This is a genomic window from Candidatus Angelobacter sp., assembly GCA_035607015.1.
GTDB lineage: Bacteria > Verrucomicrobiota > Verrucomicrobiia > Limisphaerales > AV2 > AV2.
Genome location: DATNDF010000168.1, coordinates 1 through 10,423, shown reverse-complemented (window position 1 = coordinate 10,423; position 10,423 = coordinate 1). Strand labels below are relative to the sequence as shown.

Annotated in this window: 3 protein-coding genes; all 3 read right to left on the bottom strand. The window is 60.9% G+C overall.

Annotation, left to right across the window (positions count from 1 at the left end):
- Positions 1-2,816, bottom strand: a 2,816-nt coding sequence (locus VN887_06860) for an amino acid adenylation domain-containing protein (protein HXT39727.1), incomplete at its 3' end; no start/stop codon positions are given.
- A 56-nt stretch (positions 2,817-2,872) separates the two neighbouring features.
- A complete protein-coding gene (locus VN887_06855) occupies positions 2,873-9,199 on the bottom strand; it encodes an amino acid adenylation domain-containing protein (GenBank protein HXT39726.1) in 6,327 nt (2,108 codons plus the stop codon).
- A partial coding sequence (locus tag VN887_06850) for a non-ribosomal peptide synthetase (GenBank protein ID HXT39725.1) occupies positions 9,196-10,423 on the bottom strand: 1,228 nt, incomplete at its 5' end. The genes VN887_06850 and VN887_06855, both read right to left, overlap by 4 nt.

Here is a 10,423-nt window from a genome sequence, read left to right as displayed (position 1 = left end):
CGCGCCAGTACGACCGCCTCGCTCACGGCCGGATACCCGCATAGCAACGATTCGATTTCGCCCAGTTCGATCCGGAAGCCGCGAATCTTGACCTGATGGTCAACGCGGCCCAGATACTCGATGTCGCGGTTCGGCAGAAAGCGCGCACGATCGCCGGTCCGGTACAGCCGCGCGCCGGGTGTGCGGCTGAAGGGATCGGGGACAAACCGATCGGCCGTCAGCTCGGAATGGTTCAGGTATCCGCGTCCCAATCCGGCGCCGCCCACATACATTTCGCCGGTTACGCCGATGGGCACCGGCCTGCCGTGCGGGTCGAGAATGTAAACCTGTAAATCAGGGATGGGTGTTCCGATAACGCTGCCGGATGGCACGTCATGTCCAGCCAACGCGCGGTAAGTGACATGCACCGTCGTCTCCGTGATGCCGTACATGTTCACCAGGAATGGTTGCCGGTCGCCGTGGCGTTCGAACCACGGTTTGAGGCTATGCAGTTCGAGCGCTTCACCGCCGAATATGACAAAGCGCAGCGCCAGCTCCTTCTGGCCGGAACTTTTCTCGACGTGAATGAGCTGTCGGAAGGCCGATGGCGTCTGGTTCAACACCGTGACCTGTTCGGCTGCGAGCAGTTCATAAAACGCTTCCGGTGAACGGCTCACCAGATACGGCACCACCACCAGTCTCCCGCCGTACAGCAGGGCGCCCCATATCTCCCAAACGCTGAAGTCGAACGCGTATGAATGGAAGAGCGTCCACACGTCGCGCTCATTGAACCTGTACCATTGCTCCGTTGCCGCAAAGAGACGCGTGACGTTTCGATGTGTGATCAGGGAGCCTTTCGGTCTGCCCGTCGTGCCGGAAGTGTAAATGACGTAGCATAGGTGGTCCGCGTCGGCCAGAGGGAGAAGGTCCGCGTCGAATTCCATGCAACGCGCAACAACCGCCGGATCATCCACGCAAATGACCCGCGCCGCCGCGTCGGGCACGTTCATAGCCAGCTTCGATTGAGTAAGGAGGACGGGGGCTTTCGCGTCCGACAGCATGAACGCGAGGCGCTCCTGCGGGTAGGCAAGATCAATTGGCAGATAGGCTCCGCCCGCTTTGAGGATAGCCATCAGACCCACCACCAGATCCGCCGACCGCTCCATGCAGAGACCGACGAACACGTCGGGTCCGACACCCAGTTCACGCAAGTAATGGGCGAGTCCATTCGCGCGGGTGTTCAACATACGGTAGGTGAGCCGCTCATTTCCGCAAACCACGGCCTCGGCATCAGGTGTGCGCCGCGCCTGAGCTTCGAACAACTCGTGTAAAGTGGCGCCACCATCCCGGGGAATCCGCACTCCGCCGTTCGCGCTGTCGCAAGTGACCCGGATCGGAGTGTTCCATTCCACGAGCAACTGATGCTGTTCCTCCGCCGTCAAAAGGGGCAGCTCGGACAGTCTTTGATTGGGATTGCGGACGACTCCCTCCAACAACGTTCGAAAATGCTTCAGCATCCGCGCGGCGGTGTCGCGTTCAAACAGATCGGCATTGTATTCCAGGGCGGCGCGGAGGCCCTGCGCCGAATCCGTCAGCGTCAGCGTCAGATCAAACTTTGCGGTCCCGTTGTCCACGTCGATCGGTTGCAATTGCAACCCTGGCAACTGCGCGGTGGCGACCGGGGCGTTCTGCAATACGAACATGACCTGGAAGAAGGGATTCCTGTTCAGGCTCCGTTCGGGCTGCAACTCCTCCACCATTTTTTCAAACGGCAGATCCTGGTGCGCAAAGGCGTTGAAGGCGGTCTCCCGCACGCGCTGGAGCAGTTCCCGAAAAGTCGGATCGCCGGCGAGATCACCCCGGAAGACAAGGGTGTTGACAAAGAAGCCGATCAACTTCTCCAGATCCGACTGTGTTCGCCCGGCGACACATGAGCCGATCACAATGTCCTCCTGGCTGGTGTAACGGTGTAGCAGCGTCTGAAAGGCCGCGAGAAGCGTCATGAACAATGTGACTCCTTCCCGTTGGGTCAGGTCCTTGAGGTCGCTCGTAAGGGCAGGCGAAAGCTGGAGTGTCGCGGTCCCGCCGCGCAGGCTTTGCGAAGCCGGTCGCGGCCGGTCCAGAGGTAGCTCCAGCATGGGCAGGTCGCCGCCCAATTGGTTCCGCCAGTAAGCCAGTTGCCGCCGGAGCGCGTCTTCGCCAAGCCGTTCCCGTTCCCAAAGAGCATAGTCTGCGTATTGAATCGGTAGGTCAGGCAGGGCCGGCGTCCCGGCGGCGAGGAACGATTCGTAGAGCGCCGCCAGTTCCTCGAAAAGAACGCCAATCGACCAGCCGTCTGACACGATATGGTGCATGGTGATCACCAGCACGTGCTCGTTGACCGCCAGCCGGATCAGCAGCGCGCGCATCAGTAGATCGCGCGACAAATCGAACGGTTTGCTCGCCTCTTCTTGAAGAAGGGACGTAAGTTTTCTCTCGCGTCCAGGATCCGGCTGCCCGCTCAAATCAGCCGTCGACAGATTCAACTTCCGGTTGTCAGCGATCACTTGCAACGGGCTTCCATCACGGGTCAGGAAATTGGTCCTCAAGACCTCGTGCCGGCGGATGATTTCGTTAAGACTTCGCTCCAGCGCTGTGACCGCGAGCGTGCCGGTCATGCGCACGGCTTGACACACGTTATAGACACAGCTGCCGGGCTCCAATTGGTCCAGAAACCAGAGACGTTGCTGGGCACAGGAAAGCGGCATCTCGTCCCGCGGCGTGCGATGCGGGATGGCTCTTTGATGGGCCTTTTTCGTTGCGGTGTCCCTGGCCTCGCGCAGACGTTTTTCAAGCAAGGCCCTCTGCGAATCAGAAAGCTCCTTCCGCGGTAAAGTGATTTCGTTTCGGAGAGTCACGGGCCGCCTTTCTCCACCAACTCGGCGGCACCCGCCCGGTGCCCGGCCTCCTCGTCGGATAATTCCCTGATTTCCAGGACGAGCGCGTCCTCAACCGCGTCGGCCAGTTCGGCGATCGTCGGTGTTTCGAAGAAGCGACGCATCGGCAGCTCGACCTGGAACGCTTCACGGACGCGCGTCAGTACCTGGGTGACCAACAAGGAGTGCCCGCCCAGATCGAAAAAGCTGTCGTCAACGCCGACTTTGTCCAGTCCCAGCACACTTTTCCAGATTGCGACGAGCGTTTCTTCCGTTGTCGTGCGTGGCGCAGTGTAATTCTTTCCCGAATCCTGGCGCGTCAGGTTCGGGAGGGGGAGCGCCGCGCGGTCCACTTTGCCGTTCGGCGTCAATGGCATCTTGTCGAGTGGAACGAAGGACGAGGGCACCATGTAATCCGGCAGTTTTTTCTTCAGGAAATCCCTCAACTCGGAGAGGTTGATCTGTGAATGCGGCTTCAGAATGACGTACGCGACGAGCCGTTTGTCACCCGGCGTGTCCTCCCGGGCGATCACCAGGCAATCGGCGACCGCAGAGTGAAGACCGAGCGAAGATTGGATTTCACCCGGTTCGATGCGAAAACCGCGCACTTTGACCTGGTGATCGAGCCGGCCCAGGAATTCAATGTTGCCATCAGCCAGATATCGCGCCCGATCCCCGGTTTTGTAGAGGCGCGCGCCGGGTTGCCCGGCAAATGGATGGGGGATGAATTTTTCGGCCGTCAACGCGGGGCGGTTCAAGTAACCGCGCGCCAGGCCATCGCCGCCGAGGCACAACTCACCGGGGACACCGACCGGCGCGGGCTGCTGATGATCATCCAGGATATAAACCTGTGTGTTTGCAATCGGCCGGCCGATAGTCGCAGGGCCGTTCGGGCTCCGCAGCGCGAACGTCGAATAGGTGGTGTCCTCGGACGGGCCGTAAAGGTCGTACACCTTTTGGATGGTCCCGACGGTGTAAAGTTGCCGCGCCAGCCGGATCGGAAGCGGCTCGCCTGCCAGATTGACGGTGCGCACTGAGTCCGGTATTCCGCCCGTTCTCAAAAGTTCGGTAATCGCGGATGGAACGGTGTTAATCAGCGTGACCTCACGGCGGGCGGGCAGGGTCGGCAATTGCAGGGCGTTGTCGGCCAAGATCACCGTCCCGCCGCAGCTCAACGGAACGAACAACTCGAAAACCGACAGGTCGAAGCAGATTGACGTGGACGCCAGCACACCGGCCAGTTCTGCCGGGGAGAACACACTCATTGCCCAATGGATAAAGGCGACGGTACTGCGATGTTCGATGGCCACGCCCTTGGGTTTGCCGGTGGATCCGGACGTGTAGATGACGTAGGCGAGGTTATCAGTTGTTGCCGCCGGCCATTGACTTGCGTTCGGCCGCCGTTCATGCGGACCGGCTTGAGCGTCGAGAGCGACGATTTTCAGAGCGGGAATTTCAAGTTTCAGACCCGACAGGAGTGGCTGTTGCGTCAACAAGACGGCGGCACGGGTATCCTCCAGAATGAAAGCCAGCCGGTCGTTGGGGTAGGCCGGATCCAGCGGCACGTACGCTCCACCAGCCTTCAGAATCGCCAACAGACCGACAACCATGGCCGGTGACCGTTCGGCGCAAATACCTACGAGCGATTCCCGGCCCACGCCCAGATCGTGCAGCTGGCGTGCAAGTTGATTGGCCCGCTGATTCAGTTCTCCGTAGGAGAGTCGCTGGGTTCCACAAACCAGGGCCGGGGCATCGGGGGTTCGCGCGGTCTGGGCCTCGAACAGTTCATGGATACAGACATCACAACGATGCCCGGTAGTGGTGTCATTCCACTCGACGAGCAACCGGTGCCGCTCATCTTCACTCAGCAACGGCAAGGCAAGGAGCTGTTGTTCGGGATCTTCGATGGCTGTTTCAAGCAGTTTTTCAAACTGGCTCATCAGCCGGGCCATGGTCGCATCGTCAAACAGTTCGCGGCTGTAATAGCAATCGAGCAACAGAGCGTCGTCCGTTTCGGTGACGTTGAAATTGATGTCGAAATTGACAAAGCCTTTGGGATTGCGGGCGACCTGGACGACCAGCCCTTCAAAGTTCAGACGGCCCCGTGCCCGGCCGACGTTGAACGTCACGTTTGCCAGCGGCACCCGGTTCGGATCGCGCGGCAGATTCAGTCTGCGGATCAGGCCGCTGAAGGGATACTGATGGTGATCAAACGCGTCCAACACGGTTCGCTTCAGCGCTGACAGGCAATCGCCGAACTTCTGGCGGGGGTCGAAACGGCTGCGGATGGGTAGCAGGTTTGCGCAGTGACCCACGAGGTGTTGCGCCCCATCCATAATTTGTCCAGCCGCCGGCACTCCCACCACGATGTCGTCCTGACCGCTCAACCGGTGAAGCAATGCGTTGAACGCGGCCAGCAGGGTCGTGAAGGTGGTGCAACCGCGCGCGGCGCTGAAGCGTTTCAAAGCCAGCGCCAGGTCCGGTCCAAGCGCGCGGGCGCAATGCGCGCCTTCGAATGTTCTGGCAGCGGGGCGCGGACGGTCGCTGGGTAATTCGAGCACGGGAACCGAATCCGCAAATTGTTCCAGCCAATACGCCTCAGCGGCCGTAAATTCGGGACTTTCATGTCGTGCGGTTTCGCGGAGCGCATACCCGGAGAACGACGCCGGGGCCGGCAGCGTGTCCGAAGCGTGCCGGCAGCCTGCAGAATAGAGTTCACCCAACTCGTAGAGCAGCGCGGTCATGGACCATCCGTCGCAAATGATGTGGTGCGCGGTAAAGACGAGCACGTGACGGTCGGGAGCGAGCCGCGCGATTGTGGCGCGCAGCAGCGGGCCTTTGACCAGGTCGAATTCGCGCCGCACTGCGCTGTGAACAAGTTCGCTGACGCACGCGTTGTGGTTGCGTTCGTCCAGATCGGAAAAATCAACCGGCGAGACTTCGATCCGGACGGAGTCGGCGATCTTCTGAACGTCTCCGGTTGGCGCAAAACTCGCGCGCAGAGCCTCGTGTCGCTCGGTGAGATGATCAATCGCCCGCCGAAGCACCTCGAGTTGCAGCGACCCGCGCAATTGCAACGCGCATGATTCGTTGTACGCCGCGGATACTGCCGGACCCATTTGGGCGGCGAACCAGATTTCGCGTTGCGCGTCCGTCAGCGGGACGGTCTTCGCGGCCGCCGCAGTCGCGTCAGTTCGCCCCCCGGGGAGCGGTGGGCTGTGTTCGGCGCGCGGAGCATTCCCGGCGGGGAGCGGACCGGTCGAGGACCCGGCCTCTGGTTGACGATGCGCCAGATGGTCCGCGAGTTTTTCCAACGTTCGGAACTCTTCCAACAATTGGCGGAAAGTGACGCTGACCCCGAAGCGTTTCTGCACGGCCTGACTGGCTTGAGTAAGGAACAATGAGTCGAACCCCAACTCAAGAAAGGTCGCCGAAGACCTCGCGTCGGAGAGGTCAACGCCGGACAGTTCGTTGAAAACCACCTTCAGGTCGGCCAGGGTTTGATTTACGCAGCTGCCAGGCCTGGTTTCGTCGGACCGAGCCGTCGCGACCCGCCCGTCCGATTCTTCCGCGGTAGCACCATTCCCTGAGTAGTTGCCGGACACGGCAGGTTGGGTATCACTTTCACTGGCGTCCGTTTTGTCTGGCGCAACCCAGTGACGTTTCCGCTCGAATGGATATGTCGGAAGCGGAACGCGCCGCCGTTGTTCGTGCGCGTGGAAGCCGGTCCAGTCCACTGTTACCCCGGAGACCCAGAGTCGGCCCAGTGCACTCAGCAAAGACGCCTGGTCGGACTCCGGTTCCTGCGCGTGGCGAAGTGAAGAAAGGACGGTCCGGCCCGTGCCGGCAGACGGATGTTGCCGCGCCAGCGTGCTCAGCGTCCGGCCCGGCCCCACCTCGAGCAGGATCGCCATATTTCCCTGCGCCAGTTGATGGATACCGTCGGCGAAGCGGACTGTCTGGCGCAAATGAGCGGCCCAGTAATTCGGGTCGGTTGCGTCGCGCGCGGTGATCCATTGGCCGGTGACATTGGAGACGTACGGGATCTGTGGTGGGCACAACTTCGCCTTCTTGACCTTGGCCGTGAACAAATGCAGCGCGGGTTCCATCATTTCCGAATGGAACGCGTGTGACGTGTGCAATCGCCGGCAAACCGTGCCCTGTTCAACGAGTTTTTTTTCCAGCGCTTCGATGGCGTCGTACGGTCCTGAAGCAACACATAGCGCTGACCCGTTGACTGCCGCCAGCGAGAGTTTCCGTCCCAGCAGGGGCCGGACTTCCCGCTCGGACAGGCGCACGGCGAGCATCGCGCCGGGCGGCTGCTTTTGCACAAGCCGTCCCCGGGCCGCGATCAGGGCCAGGCCGTCCTCGAATGAAAAGACGCCCGCCAGACAGGCGGCGACATATTCGCCAATGCTATGGCCGATCATGGCTTGCGGCCGGATGCCCCAGTTCATCCAGAGTTGAGCGAGAGCATACTCAATGACGAACAGCGCGGGCTGTGTGATGAACGTCTGCGTCAGTTGCCGCGAGGCCCCCTCCGTCTCTGCGGCCCCGGGGTACAGCAGGGTCCGCAGATCAAGTTCCAGGAGCGGTTTGAGAAGCTCACAACCGTGGTCCACATGCTCGCGAAACACCGGTTCGGTTTCGTAAAGCTCGCGGCCCATGTTGAGGTGTTGCGCCCCCTGGCCGGGAAACATGAATGCAATCTGAGGTCCGGATTCGACCGGGTGTCCGGCGAAAAACCGCTTTGCATCCGGCGCGGTCAGCGCCACCGCTGCGTCGTTGAGGTTCCCGCAGATCACAGCGCATCGGCGATTGAACGGTTTTCGTCCCGTGTGCAGAGTGAACGCGACATCCGCGAGGTTGATCTGGGCAGCCGCCCTCAGATGTTCCGCCAGATTTGCCTTGGCCGCAGCCAGTGCGGAGTCTGTTTTGGCGGAGAGCGTCAGCAGTTGTAGCGGACGCGACCCACCGGACGGTTTCAACGGCGGCGCTTCTTCAAGTACCACGTGCGCATTGGTGCCGCCGATGCCAAACGAGCTCACGCCGGCGCGGCGCGGTGTGCCACCCGATTTCCACCCACGAAGTCTGTCGTTCACTTCGAACGGACTTTCAGCGAAGTCAATTTTCGGGTTTGGACGTTGAAAATGCAGGCTGGGCGGCAGTTGTTGGTGCTGCAGGGCGAGGACCGTCTTGATGAGCCCGGCCACGCCGGCCGCGGCGTCGAGATGGCCGAGATTGCTCTTCACCGAGCCAATGGCGCAGAATCCTTTCGCCGCTGTTCCGGCGCGGAATGCTTTGGTCAAGGCGGCGATCTCGATGGGATCGCCCAGTGGCGTGCCGGTGCCGTGGGCCTCGACATAGGAAATGGTCTCCGGTTCCACCCCGGCATTCGCCTGCGCCATCGCAATCACTTCGGCCTGCCCATCAACGCCGGGCGCTGTGTAGCCGATTTTTTGTGATCCGTCATTGTTGATGGCGCACCCTTTGATGACGGCCCGGACGTTGTCGCCATCGGCGAGGGCCTCCGACAATCGCTTGAGCACCACGATTCCCACCCCGTCCCCGGACACGGTTCCCGCCGCATTCGCGTCGAACGTCCGGCAATGGCCGTCCGGCGAAATAATCCCGCCCTCCTGATAGAGAAGCCCCCGCTTCTGTGGAAAGGTGATCGACACGCCGCCGGCCAGGGCCATATCGCACTGATAGTTGAGCAGATTCTGGCAGGCGAGGCAGACGGCGACGAGTGACGTGGAACACGCCGTCTGAACATTCAGACTCGGACCGCGAAGGTTCAGTTTGTAGGAAACGCGGGTCGGCAGGTAGTCCTTGTCGCTGGCAAGCATGATTTGAAAACCGCCCACCAGGGCGGTCAGTTCGCGGTGCGCAAGCAGGTTGGAGAACAAGTAGGTGTTCATGCTCGCCCCGGCGAATAGCCCGATCAGGCCGCTGTAGGTGTCCGGATTGTAGCCCGCGTTTTCGAGCGCTTCCCATGCGCTTTCCAGAAAAACCCGGTGTTGCGGGTCCATGATCTCCGCCTCCCGGGGATTGATGTTGAAGAACGCCGCGTCGAACAAATCAGAATTCTCCAGCACGGCGCGAGCCTTCACAAAGTTCGGGTCGTCCTTTGGGGGCGGTCCATCGAGCAGGGACGATTGCAGTTCATCGTCCTTGAAAAACGAGACTGACTCCACGCCATCGCGAAGGTTGCGCCAGAATTCATCCGGATTTTTAGCGCCCGGAAAACGCCCGGCCAGGCCGATGATCGCAACGCTCTCGTGTTGTGTCTCCGATGGGTTCATAATCTCACCCGGGCGCCAAATTGTTTGTGCTCGACAGACGCCTTCTGCCGTTGCGTTCGTTCCTGAATTCTCTGCGACACGGGCTCCTCTTTTTTCTTTTCGCCGAGATACCCCGCCAGCGCGCGGATGGTCGGATACTCGAACAGTTTGATGACAGGCAGCTCCGCCCCAAGCCGGTCCCGCAATTTGTTTTGAACCTGTACCACCTGGAGCGAGTGGCCACCCAGGTCGAAGAAGTTGTCATCCGCGCCCGGATTTTTGAGAGACAGGACCTCCTCCCAGATGGCGGCGACGGTTTGTTCCAGCCCGGCCCGGGGCGCGGCGAATGCCGTGTCCGATTTCAAACGATCTTGCTCCGGCGCCGGTAGCGCGCGACGGTCCACTTTGCCGTTGGGCGTCAATGGAAGTTTGTCCAGAACCACGAATGCGGCCGGCACCATGTAATCCGGCAATTTTTCACGCAGAAACCTTCGCAGCTCGTTGAGTGAAACCGTGGTTTGCCGGTAGGTTGTCACGTACGCGGCGAGCCTCCTGCCCGCAGGGGTGTCCTCGCGCGCAACGACAACTGCTTCGCGCACCTTGGGGAATTGAAGCAGAATGGATTCGATTTCGCCCAACTCAATGCGAAACCCGCGAATCTTGACCTGGTGATCCACGCGTCCCAACAGTTCGACGCCTCCATCCGGGAAGCGACGGGCCAGATCGCCGGTGCGATAAAGGCGCGCGTCCGGATCGTCACTGAACGGGTGGCCAATGAATTTTTCAGCGGTCAACGCCGGTCGGTTAAGATAGCCGCGCGCCAGGCCATCACCGCCGATGAACAATTCGCCCGGCACCCCCGCGGGAACCGGCTGCAACTGACGGTCGAGGACATAGAGTTGCGTGTTGGCGATCGGCCGGCCGATGATGATGGGCGAATTTCCTCTTTCGATTCTTGCGGCCGAGGACCAGATCGTGGTTTCTGTCGGCCCGTAAAGGTTCCATAATTCAGCACCGCATTCGCACAGTCGGTTGGCAAGTTCCCGCGATAACGCTTCGCCACCACAAAAAATCCTGAGTGACCGGCTGCCCGACCATCCCGAATCGAGCAGCAACCTCCAGGTGGCGGGCGTGGCCTGCATGACCGTGACATTCGCCTTCGAGATTTTTGAGGCCAGTTGGGCGCCGTCCGCCGCCTCTTCCCGGGTGGCCAGAACGATACGCGCACCGACGGTCAGTGGCAGG

Excerpts from the sequence above, each read along its gene's own strand:
- VN887_06855 (HXT39726.1), bottom strand. The coding sequence starts at position 9,199 with ATGAACCCATCGGAGACACAACACGAGAGCGTTGCGATCATCGGCCTG.